This window comes from Wenyingzhuangia sp. 2_MG-2023 (assembly GCF_030548295.1).
In the GTDB taxonomy this organism is placed as follows: domain Bacteria; phylum Bacteroidota; class Bacteroidia; order Flavobacteriales; family Flavobacteriaceae; genus Wenyingzhuangia.
In genome coordinates this window covers 42,758-68,024 of record NZ_JAUOSB010000011.1, presented here as the reverse complement: position 1 = coordinate 68,024, position 25,267 = coordinate 42,758, and the positions used below count along the sequence as shown (strand labels likewise).

Here is a 25,267-nt window from a genome sequence, read left to right as displayed (position 1 = left end):
TCTAAAAATCATCTACTTATGTCTCAAAACCCACAACTCAACAATCCTCTTCATGGTATCAAACTTGCAGACATCCTAACAGAACTTATTGAGAATTTGGGTTGGGAAGAAATGGAAAAAGAAACGGGAATCAAATGTTTTGGAAACAACCCAACATATAAAAGTAGTTTAAAATTTTTAAGGACAACAGCTTGGGCAAGAACCAAAACCGAAAAATTGTATTTAGAATGGTTGGAATACAAAGCTTTCCATAAACTATAAGTAAGCTTTCTATTTTTTAAACAACAAGAAAGAAAAAAGGTTGCCTTTTTAGACAACCTTTTTGTTTATCAACATCAACAACTTCTATGTATCCATAGAAATTATTTTACTCAACATTCATCATTTCTGCATCTCTTTTTTCTTTTAAAATTTCGTGAAGCAATTCTCCTCTTTTTTGAGGACCTCCTCTACCTCCTTTATGAATCGCTTTCATTTTTTCCTTCATCAATTTTTTCTGTTCTTCAGTAACCGTTGCTCTAAAAACATCTTTAGCTTTTTTAATACTTTTAGCATTGTCTCTCAATATTTTCTTTTGAGCATCTGTAAAACTAGCTACCAAAGCATCTCGTCGTTCTTTTCTGGTCAGCTCCCTATTTTTTATAATGTTTAGCTGTTCTTTGGTAAATGTTTTTTTAAAAATTTCTTTACTTTCTCTTACTTCTTCTCGTTGGGCTTGAATCATCTTTCTTTGAGCATCTGTTAATATACTTTGTTTAACATCTTCTACGCTTTCTATATTTTGAGCATGTAACTGAATCACATTAACCAACAAACCTAAAACGACAACAATTGTTTTTATAAAACTTTTCATGTATTTCTATTTTTATCAAATTAGCCTTAGTTCTTCTTTTATTATTAGAACCCCAAAATCTAATAAGTTTTTTGGTATGTAATTTTTAAAGTTAAAAATCATTTTCATCTATCAACCCCTCTAACATATATACATCCGTAAGTGTATCTACCTTTTTATTACTCACAAAAAGAGACGAAATTAAAACATCATTATCAAATTCATTCAAAATCTGATTTTCATCTGATACCTTGTTAGTTCCAGTTTTTAAAAACACAAAAATGACAATTGCCGCAGCTACACTCATAGATGCTCCCATCCATTTTATGACTCTAGTTCTTTTACTTTGATAGATTGTCTTTGACAAAATATCTTTTTTTGAAGATGAAAAATACCCTTCAGGAACATCCATTCCTAATTCTTTTTGATGCAACCTTTTTAATTCGGAAGCATTATGTGTTGTTTTAAAATCCATAATGTCTAATTTTCTTAACGTATAATTTCTACTTCCAACATTTTCTTTTCTATGTGTTTTACTGCACCGTAATAACACGTTTTTACTGAATTTTCTTTGATATCTAAAATATCTGAAATTTCTCTAAATTTTAAATCGTCGTAATATTTCATCTGAAAAACGATTCGCTGCTTCTCTGACAGCATTGACAATGCCTTTTTAAGTTTGATTTGAATTTCACTTCCATCTAAATAGTCACTATCAAATAAACTCTCTAAATGTTTTTCTTGAACATCTTCTAAAGAAATAGCATTTCTATTTTTATTTTTTTCCAGCAATCGTAACGACTCATTATAAGCTATTCGATACATCCAGGTATGTAAAGAACTTTGTTGCTTAAAGCTGAATAAACTTTTATAAACCCTCACAAACGTATTTTGAAGCACGTCATTTGCGTTTTCATGACTCACCACCAATTTGCGTATATGCCAATACAAACGCTCTTGATACAAGTCTACTAAACGAACAAAAGCTTTTTCTTTGTGTTTTGGGCTTAGTAGTTGTTGGATAAAATCTTTTTCGTCTTTCAAAAAATGTTGATTTTAATATATCAAAGTTTAAACTTTGATGCTTATGTACCTTAGACCCGTAACTTTTTAAAAAGTTTTATACTAGTAACTATTTTATTCTAAAAAATGATTTATTTTAAAATTTATCATAGATTTTTCTTAAAAGTTGTATCTAATAAAAGATCATTTTTTTATGATTATTCACTTATTATTGAGCAACTATCCAGGTTTTTACTTTGATTTAAATAGTAAGTACTGTTTTTACAAAAATAAAAAAGCCAGCTAAACTAGCTGGCTTTTTTATTTTTGACTTAAATTCTACTTTATGCCAAACCTGTCAATACCCATTGACCAGATTCTAACAAAGGAATGGCTTGTTTGAACTTTGTTTCCTTTTTTTCTCCCGTTTGCACGTTCTGAATTGTTACTTTATCGTTTCTACCAATTTTTGGTTGTTCTCTTACAATAGTTTCCTGTATAGGTTGCTGTTGTGGTTGAGAGTTTTCAATAGCTCGTCTATTTGCATCTTCTGATGAATTCAACACTTCTTGCTTAGAAGCTTGAATGTTTTGAGGTTTGTGTTGTGTTGTTTTCGCTTCAGAAATTTCTTGATTGCTTTCTGGCAATTCTCCCTTAAACAAGAAAGACAATACTTCTTTATTTACTTTCTCTAACATCTTTTTAAACAATTCAAAAGCTTCAAACTTATAAATCAACAACGGATCTTTTTGTTCATAAGAAGCATTTTGTACCGATTGCTTTAAATCATCCATTTTACGTAAATGATCTTTCCACTCATCGTCTATAATTGCCAATGTAATGTTCTTTTCAAAGTCATAAATTAACTCTGCACCTTCTGTTTCGTATGATTTTCTCAAATCTGTAACTACACGTAGCGTTTTTACACCATCGCTAAAAGGCACTACAATACGCTCGTATTTGTCTCCTTCATTTTCAAAAACATTTTTAATGATAGGAAAAGCAGTATTGGCATTTCTAGCCATTTTATTTTGATAATGTTTCATCACTACCTCGTACAACTTGTCTGAAAGTTCTTGTGGTTGTGCTGTGTTGAATTCCTCTTCAGTAAAAGGAGAACTCATAGATGTATTCACTATCAATTCAAACTCAAAATTCTTATAGTCATTGGTTGCTTTGTTATCATCTACAATAGCAGCACAAGCATCGTAAATCATGTTGGCTATATCTACTTGCAAACGCTTTCCATCCAATGCGTGACGTCTACGTTTGTAAACCACTTCACGTTGTGCATTCATAATATCATCATATTCCAACAAACGCTTACGAATTCCAAAGTTATTCTCTTCTACTTTTTTCTGTGCACGTTCTATAGATTTGGTAATCATGGAATGTTGAATCACTTCTCCTTCTTCCAATCCCATTCTATCCATCATTTTTGCAATTCTATCAGAACCAAACAAACGCATCAAATTATCTTCCAAAGAAACATAAAACTGAGAAGAACCAACATCTCCCTGACGACCTGCACGACCACGTAACTGACGGTCTACACGACGAGAATCATGACGTTCTGTACCAATAATTGCCAAACCTCCTGATGCTTTTACTTGATCAGACAACTTAATATCTGTACCACGACCAGCCATGTTGGTTGCAATAGTTACTATTCCTGGTTTTCCAGCTTCGGCAACAATATCTGCTTCTTTTTTATGCAATTTTGCATTCAGTACATTGTGTTTAATTTTTCTGATAGACAACATTCTTCCTAGTAATTCAGAAATTTCAACAGAAGTTGTACCTACCAAAACAGGTCTTCCTGCTTCTACCAACTTCACAATATCATCAATCACAGCATTGTATTTTTCACGCTGTGTTTTGTAAATCATATCTTCTTTATCCTCTCTAGCAATTGGTCTATTCGTTGGAATTTCTACCACATCCAGTTCATAAATTTGCCAAAATTCTCCAGCCTCTGTAATCGCTGTACCTGTCATACCAGACAGCTTACGATACATTCTAAAGTAATTCTGTAAAGTTACCGTTGCATAGGTTTGAGAAGCTGCTTCAATTTTTACATTTTCTTTAGCTTCAATCGCTTGGTGCAAACCATCAGAATAACGACGACCATCCATGATACGTCCTGTTTGCTCATCCACAATTTTCACTTTGTTTTCCATCACCACATACTCAACGTCTTTTTCAAACAAAGTATAAGCTTTCAACAACTGGTTCAACGTATGAATTCTTTCACTCTTGATACTAAAATCTCTGTACAATTCTTCTTTTTGCGCTACCTTTTCTTCATCAGAAATTTCTGATTTTTCTATTGCCCCAATCTTCACTCCAATATCTGGCAACACAAAAAAGTCTCCTCCTTCTTCTCCAGACAAGGCTGCAATTCCTTTTTCTGTCAATTCAATAGAATTGCTTTTCTCTTCAATCACAAAATACAACTCGTTGTCTACCTGAGGCATTTCCTTGTTGTTATCTGCCATGTAATGATTTTCCGTTTTTTGCAACAATTGTCTAATTCCTTCCTGAGATAAGAATTTGATCAATGCTTTATTTTTAGGCAAACCTCTATGAACTCTCAACAATTGAAAACCTCCTTCTTTGGTATCTCCTTCTTTGATTAATTTTTTAGCATTTGCCAAAACTTGCACCAAATATTGGCTTTGTAATTGAACAATATCAGCAACTTTAGGCTTTAATTCATTAAACTCATGTCTATCTCCATCTTGTACTTGTCCTGAAATAATCAACGGAGTACGAGCATCGTCAATCAAAACAGAATCCACCTCATCTACAATAGCATAGTTTGGTTTACGTTGTACCAAATCTTCCATGGTACTAGCCATGTTATCACGCAAATAATCAAAACCAAACTCATTGTTAGTTCCGTAAGTAATATCTGCATTGTATGCTTTTCTTCTAGCTGCTGAATTTGATGGATGAAGATCGATACAATCAATTGTCAAGCCATGAAATTGAAATACAGGAGCCATCCAAGCGCTATCACGCTTTGCCAAATAATCGTTTACCGTTACTACATGCACACCTTTTCCTGCTAATGCATTTAAGTAAAGAGGCAACGTAGCCACTAAAGTTTTTCCTTCCCCAGTCATCATCTCTGCAATCTTTCCTTGATGCAAAACTGCTCCACCAATCAACTGCACATCGTAGTGAATCATGTTCCAAGTAACTTCTGTACCAGAGGCATCCCATGAGTTGTACCAAACAGCTTTGTCTTCTCCTACCAAGTCTACATATTCTTTCTCTCCTGCCAACTCTCTATCGTAAGCTGTTGCTAAAACCTCAATTTCCTTATTTTCGGTAAATCGTCTAGCGGTTTCTTTGATGACTGCAAAAGCCTCTGCTTGAATATTGTTCAGTACTTTTTCTGAAGCTTCATAAGCTTGATCTTTCAAAACATCTATCTCATTATAAATAGCTTCTTTATCATCAATAGCTGCCGTTTTTGCTTTTTCTTCTAAGCTAAGAATCTCGTTTTCAAAAGACTGAGTAGCTTCTTTTATTTGATTCTTAAACGCAACGGTTTTAGCTCTTAATTCATCAATGCTTATTTTTTTCAAAGCATCTTCAAATGCTCTTACTTGCCCTACAATAGGCTGTAGTGTTTTTAAATCCTTTTGTTGTTTGTCTCCAACAAATATTTTAATTACTGAGTCTAATATCCCCATGTTGTATTTATTTATATCTCAAAATTAAATAAAAAAAAAGCCTCTAGTGAGACTTTTTTTTTATTTAATTCTAATGTGTTTCTAATATTCCTCTTCATTCCAAAGGTAATCCTCTTCCGTAGGATAATCAGGCCAAATCTCTACGATATCATCATAAATCTCCCCCTCATCTTCTAAACTTTGCAAGTTCTCTACAACTTCTAATGGAGCTCCAGTTCTAATTGCGAAATCTATCAATTCATCCTTTGTAGCTGGCCAAGGTGCATCTGCTAAATAGTTAGCTAATTCTAAAGTCCAATACATTCTCTATAAAATTTATAATTACTGCAAAAATAATTTTTTAATTAAAAAAGTCAAGTGTTTTTTTGATTTTTAAAGAACTTATTTTTCAGAGGCCGAAATCCACTTAATTTCTTCCACCTGTAACTCTTTAGTCAACATTCGTGCCAACACAAATAAGTAATCTGACAGTCTGTTCAAATACCCTATAATATCAGCACTCACAAACTCATTTTTTTGCAATTGCACACAAACACGCTCTGCCCTTCTGCAAATAGTTCTTGCAATATGACAATGTGACACCGTTGTATGTCCTCCTGGCAAAATAAAATGTGTCATCGTTGGCAATTGTGCTTCCAAAGCATCTATCTCATCTTCTAACTTTTTAAGAGTCTCTTCGTTGATATTGTCAATTTTCAGTCTATTTTCTCCATTTTTTTTGATTTGACTCTCTGGAGGAGTTGCCAAAAAAGCTCCAACAACAAATAAATTGTTCTGAATTTCTAAAAGAAAATCCTGATGTCTAGAAGACATAACCGAATCTCTTAGCAAACCTACATAAGCATTCAACTCATCTATGGTTCCGTAAGCATCTATTCTTAAGTCCGATTTGGAAACTCGTTTTCCTCCAAACAAAGAAGTTTCCCCTGAATCTCCCGTTTTTGTATATATTTTCATTTTTAAAATCTTATGATAAAATGTTGTTTCACCTGCTCTCTTCTAAAAAAAACCAACCCTAAACCAAATAAATCTACTGTTACTTTTACTTGATCATGCTGTTTTATTTCTTCCCATCCTTTTAATCCTTTGGAAGTTTGATTTTTTGCAACAATCCAAAGTGAATCGTTATGGATGTGGTTGAATAAATGAGAAAAAGTATCTGGATTGGATTGAAAAAAATTTACATCTGTGTATATCAAATCATACGTTTCAGAAACCGTGGTGTTTTTGGATATTTTTAAATGTTGACTAGCCAATTCATTAAAAAAAGAATCTTTTCCTAAGTCTAAAATCTTATGGATATTTAGATAGGGAATCAACCTAGCAATTAACAAAACATATTTTTTATTAAGAGAAGAAGTCGAATTTTTAAAAGTAGAAGCTATTTGTATTGTCTTTTTTCTGTAGATACATTCTGTAACCAACTTGAACACAAATGGAGAATGTACCCCATGTTCATTGGTAGATGTTAAAATATATTTTATATAATTTCTCATTCTCTATCACTCCTAAATACCGCAGCAAAAGTAATAGAAATTAAAATGGGAAACTCTAAATTTATAGTTTTATCTTTGTCCTCTAAGACTAGTATTTGCCACTATGAAGCTTAATTTCATCAAAAATAAAAAGATCATCACTCCTCTAATTTTAGGAATTTTTGTTATTTGGATGTTGTTTTTTGATGCGAATTCATACTTGTATCAAAGGGAGAACAACAAAGAAATAGAAAAATTAGAAAAATCTATTGAGTTTTACGAAACTGAAATTCAAAAAAACACACAAACACTAAAAGACTTTTCCATTCAAAAGAATTTGAACAATTACGCTAGAGAAAAATACCATTACAAAAAAGAAAACGAGTTTTTGTACTTGATTGAATATGATACGTTGGATTAAATTTGTTATTCATTATTTTTTGAGACTCCTTTCCTACTTTTCTCTATACAATTTATTCCACTTAGTCACACAAATCACTTAAAGTGACAACCAAAATTGTAATCTTTTCTACATTCAAAATTTCTAATAAAATTAATACATTATAAAAAATAGCCCAATCAAAAATTATTTTTGACTGGGCTAGAAACTAAATTAACCTACATACTAACTAAAAATTCACTAATAATTATTCTGAGTTAACACACCTTGCGATAGCAATACTTGAGATAATGGAATAGGCATTATTTCATATTTGTTAGTTACAAAACCTGACGAACCTAACACAGCTTCTGCCCTACCTGTTCTAATCAAATCATGATATCTAAATCCTTCTCCCGCCAATTCCAAACGTCTTTCTTTGTAAATAGCATCACGCAAGTCATCACCTGTTAATGTTGTAGGTAAATCTGCAGGAATTCCCACAGTAGAACCACCCGATTCTCTGGCACGTTTTCTTACTTTATTTACGTACTCTATAGCAGTTGTTGGATCTGTGCTGTAAACCGCTTCTGCATACATTAAATACACATCTGCCAATCTTAATACGCGTACGTTATTGGCACTATTTCCAAAACCTCCTGTTGTAGGTATTTCATAATCACTATATGGAGCCCATGCATATTTTCTATTGTACCATGTAGTTCCGTAACCACCATCTGCTAACTGATAAAAAGAAGCTTCTAATCGTGGGTCATTAGGCTCGTAAGCATCTATCAATTCTTGTTTTATTTGTCCAAATCCAATTCCACCTATACTTCTCGGAGTCATCATTCTTGGCATTAAAGTTCCTAATTTATTAGCGTTAGAAGAAAAATTGATTTCAAAAACAGAACCTGAATTCCATTCCCCCACATTGTTAAAAAGAGTGCTATAATCTTGTAAAACATACGGCATTGCTAACAATTGATCTCCATAGGTTTTTACTTGCCCCATTTTGTTTTGATACAAAGAAACACGCATCATCATTCCTAACGCAGCACCTTTGTCTGCATGTCCTAAATAAGCTGTACCCTGGTCAAATCTAGAAGGTAAATCTTCTATAGCTACTTTTAAATCATCTTCTATAAAAGTATAAATCTCTTCTTGAGTTGATCTTGGCACCACATATTCTCCTGTTTCTAAAGGCTTGTCAACCAAAGGAACTCCTCCAAAAGAATTTACCAAATCAAAATAATAGTATGCTCTTAAAAAACGAGCTTCTGCCAATATTTGTTTTTGATAATCTGCATCCGTAAACTCAATATCTGGAACTTTATCTAACACTAAATTTGCGTACAAAATTCCTTTATAACATACTTTCCAAACTGCCTCTATAGCTGTATTAGAAGTTGTCATGTTAAATATTTCTTTATCAAACAATTGAGGTCCATCGTTTGACCTAGCCCCCCCTTTTAAAATATCATCCGTACCAATATCACCAAACAATAAGTCATTAGAAGTAGAAGCCAAGAAATTCTCGGTTCCATACATTTCTCTCAAAGGAGAATAAGCAGCAATCAAACCTTGTTCTGCATCTGTTTCTGTTTGGTAAAAATTACTTAAAACGGGGGTTCCATAAGCTCCAACATCTAAATAATCATCGCTACAAGAAACCAACGACACACCTAAAACAAGTGAAAAATATTTTATATTCTTTTTAAATCTATTGTATAATTTCATCATTAATGCTTTTAAAAGTTAATATCCAATCCTAAAGAAATAGTTCTTGTTGAAGGGTATCTCCCTCTATCAACTCCCATATCCAAAGGATTATTAAACGTTTGATCCACACCAACTTCAGGATCCAAACCATCGTATTTGGTAAATGTTAACAAATTTTGAGCGGCTACGTAAATCCTAACTTTATTCATTAATATTTTATCTAACAAACTATCAGGAAGTGAGTACCCTATCTGAATGTTTTTCAATCTTAAATATGATCCATCTTTTACATATCTACTAGATTGTTGAGTATTTACCCCATTGTTATCAAACGTAACTCTAGGTACAGAATTAGAAGTTCCTTCTCCAGTCCATCTATCCATCATGCTAGATTTAAAGTTGGTTCCTAAATCTCCTTCTAAATAATAATTACTGGCATTAAATATTTTGTTTCCTTGACTTCCTTGAAAAAATGCTGTAAAGTCAAACTGTTTGTAATTCATATCAATGTTAATTCCGTAAGTAAATTTTGGAAATGGAGAACCTATAAAAGTCATGTCATCGGCATTAATCACTCCATCATCATTCAAATCCTGATACTTTACGTCTCCTGGTTTTGTATTTGGCAAACTTGCGTAATTGTCAATTTCATTCTGATTTTGAAACAATCCAAGCATCTGGTATCCGTAAAAAGACGCTAACGAATGTCCTGCTTCTGTTCTACCAATATTGTTAAAACCTTGTGCTGGTCCTGACTGAATGATACTACCTTCTTCTGCCAATCTGATGACTTTGTTTCGGATAAAAGAAATGTTTCCTCCTACATTGAAAGAAAAATCGTTGATGACCTTTTTATAATTTGCCGTCAATTCAACTCCTTTATTTTCAATATCTCCTGCATTGGTAAAAGGATTATTTTTATATCCTGCATTTTGCATGATGGGAGTTGACATCAACATATCTGTTGTATTTTTTACAAAATATTCTGCTGTGAACGTAATAGAATTATTGAACAATGACATGTCTACACCTACATTGGTGGTTCTTGTAGTTTCCCATTTTAACTCATCATTACCAGGCATTAAAGGAGCCACACCTGTTGCTGTGTTTTCATCAGTACCAAACATATAATTGGTTCCAATATTTAACGTATTATAAATTGCCGTGTTAGGAATGTTCTGATTTCCTGTTTCTCCCCAACCAGCTCTAAATTTTAATTGATTGATGGCTTCAATACTGTAAAAACCTTCTTTATGAATGTTCCATGCAAAGGCCAGTGATGGAAATTTTGCCCATCTGTTTTCAGAACCAAAACGAGAAGAACCATCAAATCTATAAGTACCTGTTAATAAATACTTACCATCAAAAGTATAATTCAGCCTACCAAAAAAGGATAATAATTTTGACTTAGAAATGGTTCCATCATTGCTTGAACTTGAAATATCTCCAGCTCCTAACGTAGGATTGACAACACTTTCTGGTATTCCTGTACGTTGAGTATTGACATTATTGGAGTTTAACTCTTGTATTTCTTGTCCTAATAATGCATTTATACTATGCTTTTTATCTAGGGTTGTATTGTAATTTAACGTGTTAGATAATATCATTACTTTATTCTCAGATCTATTTAAAGTATACCTACTCACATTAGACAAATAGGTAGGACCTACATAATAAGCGGGTTTAAAATTATCAACCTTGCTAGTGTTGATTTGTATTCCATAATTAGACTTAAATTTTAACCCTTTCATGATGTCTAACTCCAAAAATACGTTTCCTAAAAAGCTTTGATTTTTTTTAGGTGTATTTCCATACCTAACACTTCCTAATGGATTTGTAGCAGAAGAATATAAAGGAATTCCATACGATCCATCAGCATTGTAAATTGGAGAAACAGGATCTATCAAATACCCAACAAAAGCACTTCTTAACCAAGGATTTTGTCCGTATTCTGGAACAGAAACTGTTTTGGCATCTGAATACTGAATGCTGTGTCCTATTTTTATTTTAGGTTTTATTTGATAGGTATTGTTTACTCTAAAATTGGTTCTTTTGTATGAAGATTCTTTTACAATTCCTTCTTGATCAATATACCCAAAAGACACATAATATCTTGATTTGTCAGAACCTCCTGAAGCAGATAATTGATGGCTTTGTTGGATTCCCGTTTTATAAACGGCATCTTTCCAATTGTAAGATTTTAAAGATGATGCATTTGCCAAACTTGCATCAATAGGCTGACCATCATTCACTTTAGCTTCATTGTACAATGTTGCCCATTGTTCAGAGTTTAAAACATCTAAATTATCATATCTATTCTGTACTCCAACATAAGTTCTGTAGCTAATGGTTGGTTTTCCTTTTTTTCCGCTTTTGGTAGTAATCAACACCACTCCATTTGCTCCTCTAGATCCGTAAATAGCGGTTGCGGATGCATCTTTTAATACTTCTATAGATTTTGCATCTTCCATATTGATACTGGAAATATCATTGATAGGTACACCATCTACTACATATAAAGGATCTGCATTGTTTACAGTTCCAACTCCTCTTATTCTTACCGTAGGTGTTGCTCCTGGTGTTCCTGAACTTTTTGAAACGGTAACTCCTGCTGCTCTACCTTGAATGGCTTGTGCGATGGATGTATTTTGAGTTTTGCTAATTTCCTCTGTGTCTATAGAAGACAAGGCTCCTGTCACGTCCGATTTTTTTACCGTACCGTAACCTACCATAACAATAGCATCTAATTCACTAACATCTTGCTCCAATGCTACGTTAATAGTTGTCTGATTTGCTACCACCACTTCTTTGTCTTTATATCCTACATAAGAAAACACCAATACTGGGTTCTTGGTTTTTACAGCTATTTGATAATTTCCATCAAAATCTGTAATCACTCCTTGTGTTGTTCCTTTTACAATAACATTGTCACCTGGCACTGGCATTCCCATATCATCTTTTACAACTCCTTTAATAGTTACCTGCTGCTGTAATTTAACTGCTACAGCTTGAATTTTTGATTGTTTTTCTTTTACAATTACTTGCCTATCGGAAACAATATAATCCAAATTAGTTTTTGTAAAAGACTGATTTAAAATATCATTCAACAATGCGTTTTTTACTTGCAAAGTAATTTTAACATCACTATCTATGATATCATCTTTGTAAAAAAACACATAATTGCTCTTGCTTTGTATCTCTTTAAAAAGATCTTCAATTGTAACGTTCCTGACGTTGATGTCCATTTTTTCTTGAGAATACGGATAATTTGCATAAACCGAACCTAAACCTATAGTAATAAATAATAGAAATACTCTCATAATGTTACACACGACTTTTGTAAACGTACTTTTCTCTCGTCTATCTCGTCGATAAAAGATTTTATTCATAATTTTGTAGTTGAATTGATTAGTAATTGTATCGTCTCGAAACGATATTGCTTTTTTAATCTTCCAGAAGATGCGGGAACATCTTCTGGTTTTTTGTTTTCCTTACTCTATTTCATTTTTATTGTTTTTATTGTTATACATTAATTTTAAAGTGTGTTGTGCTGTTTCTTCAATATGAATATCCACACTTTTGTTTATAACTTGTAATACTTGCTGAATACTGTCTGAAAGGTTTAAGGCTCCTGAAAAAGTTTCATTGCTCAACGCTTCGTTTTCAAGATCAATAGCAACGTTGTAATATCTAGAAAGTTTGCGCATTATGTAACTCAACTTATTTTTCTTAAGAATCAACAATCCATCTTTCCATGCAAAATATTGTTGCACATCAACGTTTTTAGTGGTTACCACTCCTGTTCCTACTTCAATTTTGTTCATAGTACCTGGAGTAATCACTTCACTTCTTTTCTTATCAAACAAAAAACCTTTATCGTTTTGGTGAGATACTTTTACACTTCCTTTTTTAAGCACCACAAAGTTTTCTTGATCATCTGTATAGCTAGAAACGTCAAAAACAGTCCCTAAAACTTCTATTTCTTGATGCTCTGACAAAACTTTAAAAGGATGTTCCGCATCATGTGCTACATCAAAAACAGCTTCACCCACCAAGTAGACTTCTCTGTTTTTCTTATCAAACCTAGTGGGATAAATAAATTTTGTTCCAGAATTTAACCATACTTGAGTTCCATCTGCCAATGTCAACCTAGATCTTTTACCATATGGAACTACCAATGTGTTGTAATCTCCTTCTTTTTCTGAAGTTACTTTCTCTTGATTCTCTATATTGATTTCTTTGCCAGTTTTAGAATAAGTGATGGCCGTATTTTCTCCTTCAACAGCAACTCCATTACCTTCATGAAGAATCAATGTAACTTTGTCTGAGTCTTCAATCTTTACATTTTTAGATAGTGCTGCAAATTTGTTTATGGATGTTTCCTGGTTCAGCATTCTAAGATACACCACACCGGTAATAAGAATAGCTACTGAAGCAACTGCACCTAACTTATACAAGCGTCTTTGGATTTGCAGTTTTTTGATAGAATTTAAAATTCTCTTTTTCAAGAATTCTTTTTCTAATTCTGTAATTAATTCTTGATTGGTTTTGTCTTGTTTTTTCATACTTAAATCTTAACTAAGTCGTTTCTTTTCTCAAAATAAGACAGACTTAAAAAAATGCCTTATATATATCTAAAGCATCATTTTGTTACGATATAGACAGAAAAAATATCTTTTTTTTATAAAAAACAATAATTAAGAACTAAATAAAGAGGTAAAGAGTATTCTCTTAAAGACTTTACTGCCCTGTAAATGACGGTTCTAGCAGAGGCAACAGATACTCCTAAAATTTGTGCAATTTCTTCGTAAGATTTTTCTTCTTGAAACCTTAAAGAGATTCCTTTTTTTTGTTTGGAAGTGAGTTTGTCTAGAGCAAAGCTCAACTTTAAGCTTGTTTCTTTTTGAGTTTCGTCTATTATAATACGTTCCTCGTTAGACTTGGCATAATTGTCTTTTAAATACATATCCGTATGGGCTACTTCTTGATTTAAAAGCACTTCTTTTTTATGGTATTTTTTATTTATTTTTCTCTTTAGAGATAGAAACAAATAAAACTTTACATTTTTAGTTTTTGATAACTTCTTTTTGTATTTGTACAAATCCACAAAAAGGTCGTGAATACAATCCATGGTATGATCTTTATCTCCAGAAACTTTAATTCCATAAGAAATAAGATCATCTATGTACAAATCATACAAATCTCCCAAAGCAGATGTTTTACCATCTATCACATTCTTCCATATTTCAATTTCTATAGAAGTAGGATTAGAGGTATGTGTTCTGTTCAATTCATTGTCCATTTTTACCAAACGAAAGTAGATTTTTCTTGTTCTAAAAAAACAAGTGTCAGAAGAAGAAAACAAAATAGAAGTATTTATTTTGCATTTATTCTATTGTGACAGTACTATCAGGTATTAAAATTATAAAAAAACAATGAAATAAAAACATATTTTTAAAACAATACATTTCTAAGCTTCAAAAAGAAATGCATTGTTCTACGTATTATGGTGTACACAGGACAGTTAAAATTTAGACTAAAAACCGTTATAGTTGTTTTTCTAAATAATGGAAATCAATATGATACTGGTCTTTCAATCCTTTAATTTTTTCATTAATTTCCTTAGTGTCAGATTTCCTTGTGGTTTTAGATCCCACCAGCATCACATTTTTACGCGTATGCTCGTTAGAAATAAATTCAAACACCTTGGTATTGTATTGGTGTTTTTCTAAAATTAAAGCTCTTATGGTGTCCGTAATCATTTCAAACTGACGTTCTTTAAAAATACCATACTTTAAAATTGGACTATCCTGCTCTGTTCCCTTTAATTGTTGACGAACCTGTTTGTGGCAACAAGGAGCACAAATCACCAAACTTGCGTTGGCTACAATTCCTTTAGCAATAGCATCATCGGTAGCTGTATCACAAGCATGCAAAGCAATTAAGATGTCTATTTTTTTATTATCGTAATCTTGTATCAATTTGTTTTCAAAATGCAATTCTTCAAAACCACATTTTTCAGCAACATCGTTGCAATATTTCACCAAACCGTCACGCAATTCAATTCCTGTAACAGAAACCTCTTTGTGTCTATCGTTCTTTAAATAATCATATAGAGCAAAGGTCAAATATCCTTTTCCAGATCCCATGTCTACAATCTGTATTTTTTTAGGCAACTTTACCCCGTTGATCAAACTTTCAATTATTTCCAAATATTTGTTAATCTGACGGTATTTGTCTGCCATTTTCGGAATCACGTTTCCTTCTTTATCTGTTACTCCCAAATGAAACAAGTAATCTCTGTTTGCTGCACGTTTCTCTTTAGGTCTATCATGCGTTTCTGGTAGTTTGTTGGTAAAGCTAGGAGCTACTTTTTTTAGAGTGATGGCTTTCTTTTTAGAAACAAACACCTGAATATCATCTGGCAATGTAAAAACCACTGCAGAACGAAATGTATTCATCAAATAGGTAGCTATTTCTTCCAAAGCCTCTTCAAGTGTATAATTTTTCACCACATCGTTGGTTTTATTACGATAGGTAAATTGAAGTTTTTGTTGTTCTTGTATTGTAACCAAGCGTATGTAAATGTTGCGAAGACCATCGTTTTTACGAATAGGTTTGCTCAACGTCATTTTTACAAAAGTATCTGCAACAATACTGCTTTGAATTTCTTCAAAAAGTGATTTAAATTCTTCCATAATGCAAAATTAGTCTTTATTAATGGATGAAAAAAACATATCTTTAAACCATGAAAAAAGTAACCTTTTTATTTGTTTTCTCAATTCTGTGTGCAACTCAAATAAACGCACAAAAAACAACCAAACCACTAAAAATTGGACTCGGAACTTCTCTTTTCAATTTGAACGAAAGTTTTAACAATCTGTTTTTTTACAACAATTCTAGCCCCATATTTGTCAGTTTATTTTACAAAGAAAAAATTAGGTTTGAGACCATTTTAAACATGTCTATTTTAGACACTCCAGGAGAAAACCTTTTAAAATCTAAAGGTTCTATTACTCTAGGTGTGGATTTATTCAAACATATAAACGATAAAGTTTCTATTTATTACGGACCAAAAGTTGGATACAATAGCAACCAAAGTACACTGATCAATACACATATTGGTGGAGAATATTTCTTTTACAGATCTTGGTCTGTTAGCAATGAAGTTGGTTTTAATTATTTGATAGATTTTCAAAATTACCTTCAAACAACAAGTAGTGTTATTTTAAGATTTTATTTTTAACGATTTGAAAAAAGTAATCTCCTTTTTATCTGCTTTAACCATTGCTTCATGCAGTTTGGCTATAGAAGATTATGATGCTCCGTACGACATCATCATCATTGCAGGACAATCTAATACACATCATGGTTTGGGCTTAGACCCTATATTAGATCAACCCGATGCAAACATTTTTCAATTAGGACGATCTTCTATTTACAACCATTTGATTTTTCCCGCCAAAGAACCGTTACAACACCATACCGCTAGCACAAACAGAATTGGTTTTGGTTTGACATTTGCCAAAGAATACAACCAAAACATAAATACCAACAAAAAACCGATCCTTATCATTCCATGTGGTTACGGTGGTTCTTCACTAAAAGATGATTGGAAGTTTGATGATTTTTTGTACCAAGACATGATAGAACGTGTAAAATTTGTTCAACAAAAATTTCCCAAAAGTGTGGTAAAAGCTTTTTTATGGCACCAAGGAGAATCTGATGTAGGAAATAATGGTTATGCCAATTTACTAGATACTTTTATCAACCAGGTACGCACCGATTTAGAGCAAGAAATCCCTGTAATTGTAGGAGGTATGGTTCCTTATTGGGTATCTCAAACCGAAGATAGAATTCAGCAACAAAACAGCATCAAAAACACACCTAATAGGCTAGAAAATGTAACTTATGCAGATCCTGAAATTCCTTTTGTCATTTCTAAATTAGACAACAGTGTTGATGCAATACATTACAATGCTGCCGGTCAAAGAGAGCTCGGAAAAAGATATTTTGAAGCTTATAATAAATTAATGGAGTAATGTTTTTTTTTGTAATTTTGTTTTAGAAATAATCAACCTAAAACACTGGAAACAAAAAGAATAACATATATAGACAGTATCCGCTCTATTGCGATACTCATGGTACTAGAAGGACACTTTATTACACATAGTTTACAAACAAAATTTAGAGACGATTCTAATTCAATTTATGCTGCATGGAAATTTACAAGAGGACTTACAGCTCCCCTTTTCTTATTCATTTCTGGCCTTATTTTCACCTATTTGTTGTTGAAAAACAAAAAACAGGGCTATCAAAACAACAGATTGACAAAAGGATTTAAAAGAGGTGTCAGTTTGATATGTATTGGCTATTTGCTGCAATTAAATTTGTATACTTTTTTTACCTCTAGCAAGCCTTTGGTAACCGACTTGTTCCAAATATTTCATATTTTACAGTGTATTGGAGCTAGTTTGTTAATCATTATAAGCTTATATCTTGTCAAAAGCTACCTTCTCAGAATTCCACTTGGTATTTACACTGGCTTGTTAAGTATTTCTATTTTTTTAACAACTCCAACTCTATTGCAATTAGATTATTCTGGAGTCCCAAGGTTTTTAGAAAACATTTTAATTATAAGTGCAAATACTAACCAAAAAGTATCTGTATTCCCACTATTTCCCTGGGCAGGATTTGTATTGACTGGAGCTACACTAGGAACAATTTTTCATCAATTTCCTAAACTAGCACATTCCCTAAAACTTCCTATTGTACTTTTTATTATCGGATTTGTATTGGATGGTTTTTATTACAACATCTTAAACTTCTTATGGTATTTAAGTGCCAATTCAGGACTTTCTGATTTTAGTGATGTATATGTATTTGCAAGATTGGGACAAATTTTAATGATCTTATCTAGTTTTATTATTCTACACAAATACAAAGCGATATTGGCCAAACCTTTTCAGTGGGTTCCTTGGGATAAAGAATTGTTTATCAAAATTGGTCAAAACACACTTTCTATTTTTGTATTGCATGTTGTTCTTTTGTACCAAGGTTTTTTTGGGTGGAACATCAACCAGCTCATTAGTATGAAACTGACTCCTTGGACAGCCATTTTTGGAGCGGTCTTGTTTATTGCTTTTTTTGTAATCTACATCAAGTACTTAGAACAAATTCAACAATTCCCAAACAAGCTTTATAGAAGTATCTATTGCAGGTATTTAAAGAGAAAAAGAAGTCGATTTTCACAAAGAAGTTATGGTGTTTAGTATTTCCTAATAATTACTTAACACAAAACCTTATTTAATCTTTGAAATTCTTAAATTTGCGCTTTAAATAAATTTTGAACAAACTTCATTGATAATGATATTATTCTTTCAAAAAAACACCACTGTTTTTGCAGTACAAACAGCAGCTCAATCTGATGAAAACATTCAGAAATTAGAATGGTTATTTGGAAACGCAAAACAAATACAAGCAGAAACTTTAGAGGGTTATTTTATTGGACCTCGTAGAGAAATGATTACTCCATGGAGTACCAATGCTGTAGAAATTACTCAAAATATGAGTATTTCTGGTATTGAAAGAATCGAAGAATTTACACAAGCTGCTTCTAAAGAAACTGCTATCGATCCAATGTTACAGAAAATGTACGAAGGATTGAGTCAAGAGACTTATACCATTGATGTTAACCCTCAACCTATCTTAGAAATTGAAGATATCAAGGCTTTTGATGCACAAGAAGGTTTGTCTTTAAGCCATGATGAAATTTCATATTTAGAAGACATGTCTAAGCGTATTGGACGAAAACTAACAGACTCTGAAGTATTTGGTTTTTCTCAAATCAACTCAGAACACTGTAGACATAAAATATTTAACGGAACATTTGTCATTGATGGTGAAGAAAAAGAAACTTCATTGTTTAAAATGATTCGTAAAACCTCTAACGAACATTCTAACGGAATTGTATCAGCTTACAAAGACAACGTTGCTTTTGTAAAAGGACCTAAAGCGGTTCAATTTGCTCCAAAATCTGCTGACAAACCTGACTTTTACGAAAACAAAGAATATCAATCTGTGATTTCTTTAAAAGCAGAGACGCATAACTTCCCTACTACCGTAGAACCTTTTAACGGAGCTGCAACAGGTGCAGGAGGAGAAATTAGAGACCGTTTGGCTGGAGGTCAAGGTTCTTTGCCATTGGCAGGAACTGCTGTTTATATGACTTCTTATTCCAGATTAGAAGAAAACAGACCTTGGGAAAACTTAGAAGAAAGAAAATGGTTGTACCAAACACCAATGGATATTTTAATCAAAGCTTCTAATGGAGCTTCAGATTTTGGAAACAAATTTGGTCAACCTTTAATTTCTGGTTCTTTGTTGACTTTTGAACATGAAGAACTAAACAAAAACTTATCAGATGCTGATTTAAGAACTTTAGGGTTTGACAAAGTAATCATGCAAGCTGGTGGTGTGGGTTATGGTAAAGCAGAACAAGCCATCAAACACGAACCTAAAGCGGGTGATAAAATTGTAATTCTTGGTGGAGATAACTACCGTATTGGTATGGGAGGTGCAGCTGTATCTTCTGCAGATACAGGTGCTATGGATTCTGGAATTGAATTGAATGCGGTACAACGTTCTAACCCAGAAATGCAAAAACGTGCTGCCAATGCCATTCGTGGTATGGTGGAAAGCGATATCAACCCTATTGTTTCTATCCACGATCACGGTGCAGGTGGACACATGAACTGTTTGTCTGAATTGGTAGAAGAAACAGGTGGATTGATTGACACAGATAAATTACCTGTAGGAGATCCTACCTTATCTGCTAAGGAATTAATTGGTAACGAATCTCAAGAAAGAATGGGATTGGTTATCAACCAAAAAGATATAGATTATTTAGAACGTGTTGCAGCTCGTGAACGTTCTCCAATGTATACTGTTGGTGATGTAACCAACGACAACCGTTTTACTTTTAAGTCTAGTACTACAGGAGCTGCTCCTATGGATTTAGATTTAAATGACATGTTTGGATCGTCTCCAAAAACAATATTGAACGACAAAACAACTCCTCGTAAATACGAAGAAGTAGTTTATGACAATAATGACATTCAACAAAACTTACAAACCGTTTTACAGTTAGAAGCGGTGGCTTGTAAAGACTGGTTAACAAACAAAGTAGACCGTTGTGTGGGTGGTAAAGTTGCCAAACAACAATGTACAGGTCCTTTACAGTTACCGTTGAATGATGTTGCTGTAATGGCTTTGGATTACAATGGTAAAGAAGGAATTGCTACTTCTATTGGTCACGCTCCTATTGCTGCATTGATTGATGAAGCTGCAGGTTCTCGTAATGCGATTGCTGAATGTTTAACCAACTTAGTTTGGGCTCCATTAGAAGACCAATTAACTTCTGTTTCTTTGTCTGCTAACTGGATGTGGCCTTGTAAAAATGAAGGAGAAGATGCTCGTTTGTACAATGCGGTACAAGCTGTTTCTGAATTTGCGATTGATTTGGGAATCAACATTCCAACAGGAAAAGATTCTTTGTCTATGAAGCAAAAATATCCTAACAAAGATGTGATTGCTCCTGGTACTGTAATTATTTCGGGTGTAGGACACTGTAACGATCTTAAAAAAGTAGTAGAACCTGTATTCTCTAAGAAAGAAGGAAACGCTATTTATTATATTGATTTTTCTTCGGATGCATTTAAATTAGGAGGATCTTCTTTTGCACAAGCATTAAACAAAATTGGAACAGAAGCTCCAGACGTTAAAGATTCTGCTAAATTTAAAACTGCTTTTAACACCGTACAAACCTTAATAGAAAAAGGATTGATTACTGCAGGGCATGATATTTCTGCAGGTGGATTGATTACTACTTTATTAGAAATGTGTTTTGCAGATGCTAACTTAGGTGCAAATATAGATTTAACCGCTTTAGCTGAAAACGACACAACCAAAGTATTGTTTGCTGAAAACGCAGGAGTTGTGATTCAAACTACCAAAACTAAAGATGTAGAAAATATTTTAGCAACTGCTGGATTGAAATTCTTTAAAATTGGTACCGCTATCGAAGGAAACCGTTTGAACTTGATCAACGGAGCATACAAAAATGCTTTTGACGTGGCTGCTTTAAGAGACGTTTGGTACAAAACATCTTATTTATTAGACAAACAACAGTCTGGAGAAGCAAAAGCAACGGAAAGATTTGATAACTATAAAAATCAAGCATTAGACTTTACTTTCCCTACTCATTTTACAGGAAAACTTCCTAAAATAGAAACTGGAAAAAAACCTGTAGCAGCGGTGTTACGTGAAAAAGGATCTAACTCTGAACGTGAAATGGCCAATGCCTTATACTTAGCTGGTTTTGATGTAAAAGATGTACACATGACCGATTTAATTACAGGTCGTGAAACTTTAGAAGATGTAAACTTTTTAGCTGCCGTTGGAGGATTCTCTAACTCAGATGTACTAGGATCTGCAAAAGGATGGGCTGGAGCTTTCTTGTACAACCCAAAAGCAAAAGCTGCTTTAGACAACTTCTACGCTCGTAAAGACACGTTATCTTTAGGAATTTGTAACGGATGTCAATTGTTGATAGAATTAGGATTGATCAACCCAGAACATGCTGAAAAGCCTGCAATGGAGCACAACGATTCTCAAAAGCACGAATCTGGATTTACTTCTGTAGCAATACAAGAAAACAATTCTGTAATGTTAAACAGCTTAGCAGGAAGCAAATTAGGAGTTTGGATTTCTCATGGAGAAGGAAAGTTCAATTTACCATATTCTGAAGATCAATACAACTTGGTCGCTAAATATGGTTATGAAGGATATCCATCAAATCCTAATGGATCTACCTACAACACGGCTATGATGACTTCTAAAGATGGTCGTCACCTGGTCATGATGCCACATATTGAACGTTCTATTTTCCAATGGAACTGGGCTAACTACCCTACCGATAGAAACGATGAAGTTTCTCCTTGGTTAGAAGCTTTTGTAAATGCTAAAAACTGGTTGGTTAACAAATAATCACAATCTACATACAGTAATAAAATTAAAAACCCTCAAGAACAGTTCTTGAGGGTTTTTAATTTTATGTTTCCAGAAATTTAGAATCAAACACAGTCACATTTAAAAAAATCATTTGAGTAATAAGGAGAAATTTCATAATCCACACTATGTATTCTTTCTATGGGAATTTCCAATCCACTTTTCAACACCACAATTTCCGTCTCTTCTACTTTTTTGATTCTTACAATTAAGTCTTTGATTGTTTTTCTATTTCCTAAAGAATCAAAATAATTGATTTCATTTTCAGGTCTGCTTCCAGCTTCCGTCAAAAGGATTGCTGAGTATTTTGATGAGTTGTTCATAATTGTAAGCCTTTATTTTTCTATAGTAGTCGAAAAACTTCTTGAGAACCTACATATTACAGCTAATAAGATTCTATTTCTACAAATGTATCTTACTACTAGTACATCAATTATGTCCTTAGAGAAAGCAACCTTAATTTCCTTTTAACTTTTCATTCACTTCATCAATAGCCACTTGTTTTTCTGCAAATACAATCAGTACATCACCACCTAAAATAACCGTAGCTCCATTGGGTGTTATGTAAGAATCCTCTCGTTTGATCATGGCAATAATAGCATGTTTGGGAAATCCTAAATCCACAATTTTTTTATTTGCAGCGTAGTGGTCGTATTCTATTTCTATTTCTTGCATCACCGTTTTTGGATTGTCTTTTAACAACAAGTCTGTAGGGTGAGGATTTTTAACTCCATTTGGTAAAATTACATTCAACCATTTTGCTACTACAGAAAGTGTGGTTCCTTGAATTAAAACCGAGGTTACTGATATAAAAAACACAATATTAAACATCATATCAGCTTTGTCTATTCCTGCCAACAACGGATACGTTGCAAATACAATAGGCACAGCACCACGCAATCCTACCCAAGAGATATAAGCACGTCTGCTGTAATTCATTTTAAAAATACTCATGCTCAAAAAAACACTTAAAGGACGAGCAACAAGAATTAAAAACAAAGAAATAATCAATCCTATACCAAACACCGGTAATACTTTTGATGGAAACACCAACAAACCTAAAGTAAGGAACAATACAATTTGCATCAACCAAGCCAATCCATCGTATACTTTTAAAATGGTTTTTTTATGAATCAAATTCTGATTCCCCAAATACACAGAACAAATATAAATGGCTAAAAACCCATTTCCGCCCACAAAATCAGTAGCAGAAAACGTAATAAACATTAAGGCTATTACCAAAACAGGGTACAACCCTTCAAAATCTAATTTTATTTTATTGATGATGTATTTGCTCAACTTACCAAATCCAAATCCTAAAGCAGCACCTAAAATCATCTGTTGTAAGAACATAGGAATCACGCTAAAAATACTCTGATCTTGGTTGACCACCAAAGTTAAAAAAGCAATGGTCAAAACATAAGCCATGGGATCGTTACTTCCGCTTTCCAATTCCAAAGTAGGTCTTATATTGGTCTTTAATGCTAAGTTTTTAGATCGCAAAATAGAAAATACTGCTGCTGCATCTGTAGACGATACAATGGATCCCAACAACATACTTTCGTAAATGGTAAAATCTGTCATCCACCAAACAAACGTTCCCAAAGAAAGTGCTGTCAATAATACCCCTAAGGTTGACAACACAATCCCTTCTCTAAGAATTGGTTTTACTGTGCTCCAATTGGTGTCTAATCCCCCAGAAAACAGGATGAAATTTAAAGAAACAATTCCTATAAACTGCGCTATTTTAGGGTCGTCAAATTGTATTCCTCCAATACCATCAGAACCCGCTAACATTCCTATGGTCAAGAACAACAACAAAGTAGGTACTCCAAATTTATAAGAAGTTTTACCTACAATGATACTTACAAACAATAAAAGGGATCCTATTAAAAGGATGTTTTCGATGGTTAAACTCATTGCGCTATGTTATTTATACTTTACATTTTATTTAAGATTCGGTTCCAGACATTAAACTAGATATCACTTTGTACTTTGGAAATTGATCCAAAATAATTTTGACAATTACGGTAATTGGAATCGATAAAATCAACCCTGGAACTCCCCAAATAAATCCCCAAAACATCAACATTACTAAAATGGTAATCACATTGATAGAAAATGTTTTTCCCATAAAAATGGGTTCTAACACACTACCTAAAACCACTTGAACTCCTGTAATGGTTATGATAAAAAAGAGCAAAGTGCTCATCACATCTATTTCTACCAAAGCAAACAAAGCCAACAAAGCTATGGAAACAATGGATCCAATCATTTGAATAAAATTGAGTAAAAAAGCCAACAATCCCCAAAAAATAGGAAAACTAACATCAAAAAAGACACAAGCCAAACCAAAACCAATTCCTGTAAACAAACTGATGATGAATTTTACTTTTACAAACGTAATGATGTCTTTTTCTATTTTCCTGAATGTTTTAACGGATGCGTGCTTGTGTTTAAAAATAGTAGTATTCAACAATTTCTCAACATTGATAGAACCCGCTAACAATAAAATAGCAAAAAACAACGTCATTAAAGACATCGAAACAACATCACCTACAAAATCTAAAGATGGTCCTATTTTGCTTGTAAAATTATTGGTTTGCAAATAATGATTGACCAAACTATCTCCCTCTACCCTTACCACTCCAAAATAATTTTCTATCAAAACCACCAAGTCTACAATTTTGGTTTCTGCTTTTTTAAAAAAAGAACTATTCGCTCCCAATATTTCGTTACTAGACAATTGAATTAGCAATCCACCAATTCTAAACACTCCTGCAATAATCAACACTACGGAAATGATATTCAAAAATTTAGGAATCTTCTTTTTGTTAAACCATCGCATTAAAGGCAAGAACAACAACGCTATAAACATTGCCAGCACCAACGGAATAAAAATAAAAGACAATGTTTTTAATAGGTAAAAAACAAGAGAAATAACTATAATTAACAATAGTATATTTGTAGTTCTAGTATCTTTCATTAGCATATTTTTAAATTTCAATTTCTTTCTCAAAAATACACAAACCAAAGAGTTTAGTTGATAAAAATACTTAATACATTTAACGAATTAAGTATAATT

21 protein-coding genes are annotated in these 25,267 nt (G+C 33.0%); 6 read left to right on the top strand and 15 right to left on the bottom strand.

Features of this window, described 5'->3' with window-relative positions; all coding sequences use genetic code 11:
- The first annotated feature begins 18 nt into the window (after positions 1-18).
- Positions 19-261: a VF530 family DNA-binding protein gene (locus Q4548_RS12265; protein WP_303455474.1), complete on the top strand. Its 243-nt coding sequence runs from the start codon at positions 19-21 to the stop codon at positions 259-261.
- Between the two features lie 106 nt (positions 262-367).
- On the opposite strand, the gene Q4548_RS12260 is transcribed toward Q4548_RS12265, so the two are convergent.
- The 7 genes from Q4548_RS12260 to Q4548_RS12230 all read right to left on the bottom strand — a co-directional run bounded on the left by Q4548_RS12260 (position 368) and on the right by Q4548_RS12230 (position 7,034).
- A complete protein-coding gene (locus Q4548_RS12260) occupies positions 368-853 on the bottom strand; it encodes a hypothetical protein (RefSeq protein ID WP_303455472.1) in 486 nt (161 codons plus the stop codon).
- 91 nt (positions 854-944) lie between these two features.
- Positions 945-1,307, bottom strand: a complete 363-nt coding sequence (locus Q4548_RS12255; RefSeq protein ID WP_303455470.1) for a hypothetical protein — start codon at positions 1,305-1,307, stop codon at positions 945-947.
- Positions 1,308-1,321: 14 nt separating this feature from the next.
- Positions 1,322-1,876, bottom strand: a complete 555-nt coding sequence (locus Q4548_RS12250; RefSeq protein WP_303455467.1) for an RNA polymerase sigma factor — start codon at positions 1,874-1,876, stop codon at positions 1,322-1,324.
- A gap of 302 nt (positions 1,877-2,178) precedes the next feature.
- The gene (gene secA, locus Q4548_RS12245; protein WP_303455463.1) at positions 2,179-5,538 is read right to left on the bottom strand and encodes a preprotein translocase subunit SecA; all 3,360 of its coding nucleotides are present in this window, start codon (positions 5,536-5,538) and stop codon (positions 2,179-2,181) included.
- A gap of 81 nt (positions 5,539-5,619) precedes the next feature.
- A complete protein-coding gene (locus Q4548_RS12240; RefSeq protein ID WP_010136401.1) occupies positions 5,620-5,841 on the bottom strand; it encodes a DUF2795 domain-containing protein in 222 nt (73 codons plus the stop codon).
- Positions 5,842-5,919: 78 nt separating this feature from the next.
- Entirely contained in the window at positions 5,920-6,495 is a 576-nt protein-coding gene (locus Q4548_RS12235) for a cob(I)yrinic acid a,c-diamide adenosyltransferase (protein WP_303455460.1), read from the bottom strand.
- A gap of 2 nt (positions 6,496-6,497) precedes the next feature.
- Positions 6,498-7,034 (bottom strand): hypothetical protein, encoded by a 537-nt coding sequence (locus tag Q4548_RS12230; protein ID WP_303455458.1) that lies wholly within the window; start codon positions 7,032-7,034, stop codon positions 6,498-6,500.
- A gap of 103 nt (positions 7,035-7,137) precedes the next feature.
- Here Q4548_RS12230 and Q4548_RS12225 point away from each other — a divergent pair, with 103 nt between their 5' ends.
- Positions 7,138-7,434 carry a septum formation initiator family protein gene (locus Q4548_RS12225; RefSeq protein WP_303455456.1) on the top strand — a complete coding sequence of 99 codons (297 nt, stop codon included), beginning with the start codon at positions 7,138-7,140 and terminating at the stop codon, positions 7,432-7,434.
- A gap of 219 nt (positions 7,435-7,653) precedes the next feature.
- Here Q4548_RS12225 and Q4548_RS12220 read toward each other — a convergent pair whose 3' ends face one another.
- The 5 genes from Q4548_RS12220 to Q4548_RS12200 form a co-directional block, all read right to left on the bottom strand.
- Complete coding sequence (locus Q4548_RS12220; RefSeq protein ID WP_303455454.1) at positions 7,654-9,132, bottom strand: RagB/SusD family nutrient uptake outer membrane protein; 1,479 nt, start codon at positions 9,130-9,132, stop codon at positions 7,654-7,656.
- An 11-nt stretch (positions 9,133-9,143) separates the two neighbouring features.
- Entirely contained in the window at positions 9,144-12,434 is a 3,291-nt protein-coding gene (locus tag Q4548_RS12215; RefSeq protein ID WP_303455452.1) for a TonB-dependent receptor, read from the bottom strand.
- A gap of 171 nt (positions 12,435-12,605) precedes the next feature.
- A complete protein-coding gene (locus Q4548_RS12210) occupies positions 12,606-13,679 on the bottom strand; it encodes a FecR family protein (RefSeq protein WP_303455450.1) in 1,074 nt (357 codons plus the stop codon).
- A 116-nt stretch (positions 13,680-13,795) separates the two neighbouring features.
- Complete coding sequence (locus Q4548_RS12205) at positions 13,796-14,416, bottom strand: RNA polymerase sigma factor (protein WP_303455448.1); 621 nt, start codon at positions 14,414-14,416, stop codon at positions 13,796-13,798.
- A 244-nt stretch (positions 14,417-14,660) separates the two neighbouring features.
- The gene (locus Q4548_RS12200) at positions 14,661-15,812 is read right to left on the bottom strand and encodes an SAM-dependent methyltransferase (protein WP_303455446.1); all 1,152 of its coding nucleotides are present in this window, start codon (positions 15,810-15,812) and stop codon (positions 14,661-14,663) included.
- Positions 15,813-15,862: 50 nt separating this feature from the next.
- Between Q4548_RS12200 and Q4548_RS12195 the strand changes: the two genes are divergently transcribed.
- The 4 genes from Q4548_RS12195 (at position 15,863) to purL (ending at position 22,161) form a co-directional block, all read left to right on the top strand.
- A complete protein-coding gene (locus Q4548_RS12195; protein ID WP_303455444.1) occupies positions 15,863-16,360 on the top strand; it encodes a hypothetical protein in 498 nt (165 codons plus the stop codon).
- A gap of 4 nt (positions 16,361-16,364) precedes the next feature.
- Positions 16,365-17,156 (top strand): sialate O-acetylesterase, encoded by a 792-nt coding sequence (locus Q4548_RS12190; RefSeq protein ID WP_303455443.1) that lies wholly within the window; start codon positions 16,365-16,367, stop codon positions 17,154-17,156.
- Positions 17,157-17,201: 45 nt separating this feature from the next.
- On the top strand, positions 17,202-18,386 hold the full coding sequence (locus Q4548_RS12185) for a heparan-alpha-glucosaminide N-acetyltransferase domain-containing protein (protein WP_336622741.1): 1,185 nt from the start codon (positions 17,202-17,204) through the stop codon (positions 18,384-18,386).
- Positions 18,387-18,480: 94 nt separating this feature from the next.
- Positions 18,481-22,161 (top strand): phosphoribosylformylglycinamidine synthase, encoded by a 3,681-nt coding sequence (gene purL, locus Q4548_RS12180; RefSeq protein WP_303455441.1) that lies wholly within the window; start codon positions 18,481-18,483, stop codon positions 22,159-22,161.
- An 86-nt stretch (positions 22,162-22,247) separates the two neighbouring features.
- On the opposite strand, the gene Q4548_RS12175 is transcribed toward purL, so the two are convergent.
- The 3 genes from Q4548_RS12175 to Q4548_RS12165 all read right to left on the bottom strand — a co-directional run bounded on the left by Q4548_RS12175 (position 22,248) and on the right by Q4548_RS12165 (position 25,168).
- Positions 22,248-22,505 carry a hypothetical protein gene (locus Q4548_RS12175; RefSeq protein ID WP_303455439.1) on the bottom strand — a complete coding sequence of 86 codons (258 nt, stop codon included), beginning with the start codon at positions 22,503-22,505 and terminating at the stop codon, positions 22,248-22,250.
- Positions 22,506-22,638: 133 nt separating this feature from the next.
- Positions 22,639-24,102 (bottom strand): potassium/proton antiporter, encoded by a 1,464-nt coding sequence (locus Q4548_RS12170; RefSeq protein WP_303455437.1) that lies wholly within the window; start codon positions 24,100-24,102, stop codon positions 22,639-22,641.
- Between the two features lie 31 nt (positions 24,103-24,133).
- A complete protein-coding gene (locus Q4548_RS12165) occupies positions 24,134-25,168 on the bottom strand; it encodes an AI-2E family transporter (protein ID WP_303455435.1) in 1,035 nt (344 codons plus the stop codon).
- Between the last annotated feature and the right edge of the window lie 99 nt (positions 25,169-25,267).

Coding starts and splice junctions, on each gene's coding strand:
- Q4548_RS12265 (WP_303455474.1), top strand. CDS start 19: ATGTCTCAAAACCCACAACTCAACAATCCTCTTCATGGTATCAAACTT.
- Q4548_RS12260 (WP_303455472.1), bottom strand. CDS start 853: ATGAAAAGTTTTATAAAAACAATTGTTGTCGTTTTAGGTTTGTTGGTT.
- Q4548_RS12255 (WP_303455470.1), bottom strand. CDS start 1,307: ATGGATTTTAAAACAACACATAATGCTTCCGAATTAAAAAGGTTGCAT.
- secA (WP_303455463.1), bottom strand. CDS start 5,538: ATGGGGATATTAGACTCAGTAATTAAAATATTTGTTGGAGACAAACAA.
- Q4548_RS12240 (WP_010136401.1), bottom strand. CDS start 5,841: ATGTATTGGACTTTAGAATTAGCTAACTATTTAGCAGATGCACCTTGG.
- Q4548_RS12235 (WP_303455460.1), bottom strand. CDS start 6,495: ATGAAAATATATACAAAAACGGGAGATTCAGGGGAAACTTCTTTGTTT.
- Q4548_RS12230 (WP_303455458.1), bottom strand. CDS start 7,034: ATGAGAAATTATATAAAATATATTTTAACATCTACCAATGAACATGGG.
- Q4548_RS12225 (WP_303455456.1), top strand. CDS start 7,138: ATGAAGCTTAATTTCATCAAAAATAAAAAGATCATCACTCCTCTAATT.
- Q4548_RS12220 (WP_303455454.1), bottom strand. CDS start 9,132: ATGAAATTATACAATAGATTTAAAAAGAATATAAAATATTTTTCACTT.
- Q4548_RS12215 (WP_303455452.1), bottom strand. CDS start 12,434: ATGAGAGTATTTCTATTATTTATTACTATAGGTTTAGGTTCGGTTTAT.
- Q4548_RS12210 (WP_303455450.1), bottom strand. CDS start 13,679: ATGAAAAAACAAGACAAAACCAATCAAGAATTAATTACAGAATTAGAA.
- Q4548_RS12205 (WP_303455448.1), bottom strand. CDS start 14,416: ATGGACAATGAATTGAACAGAACACATACCTCTAATCCTACTTCTATA.
- Q4548_RS12200 (WP_303455446.1), bottom strand. CDS start 15,812: ATGGAAGAATTTAAATCACTTTTTGAAGAAATTCAAAGCAGTATTGTT.
- Q4548_RS12195 (WP_303455444.1), top strand. CDS start 15,863: ATGAAAAAAGTAACCTTTTTATTTGTTTTCTCAATTCTGTGTGCAACT.
- purL (WP_303455441.1), top strand. CDS start 18,481: ATGATATTATTCTTTCAAAAAAACACCACTGTTTTTGCAGTACAAACA.
- Q4548_RS12175 (WP_303455439.1), bottom strand. CDS start 22,505: ATGAACAACTCATCAAAATACTCAGCAATCCTTTTGACGGAAGCTGGA.
- Q4548_RS12170 (WP_303455437.1), bottom strand. CDS start 24,102: ATGAGTTTAACCATCGAAAACATCCTTTTAATAGGATCCCTTTTATTG.
- Q4548_RS12165 (WP_303455435.1), bottom strand. CDS start 25,168: ATGAAAGATACTAGAACTACAAATATACTATTGTTAATTATAGTTATT.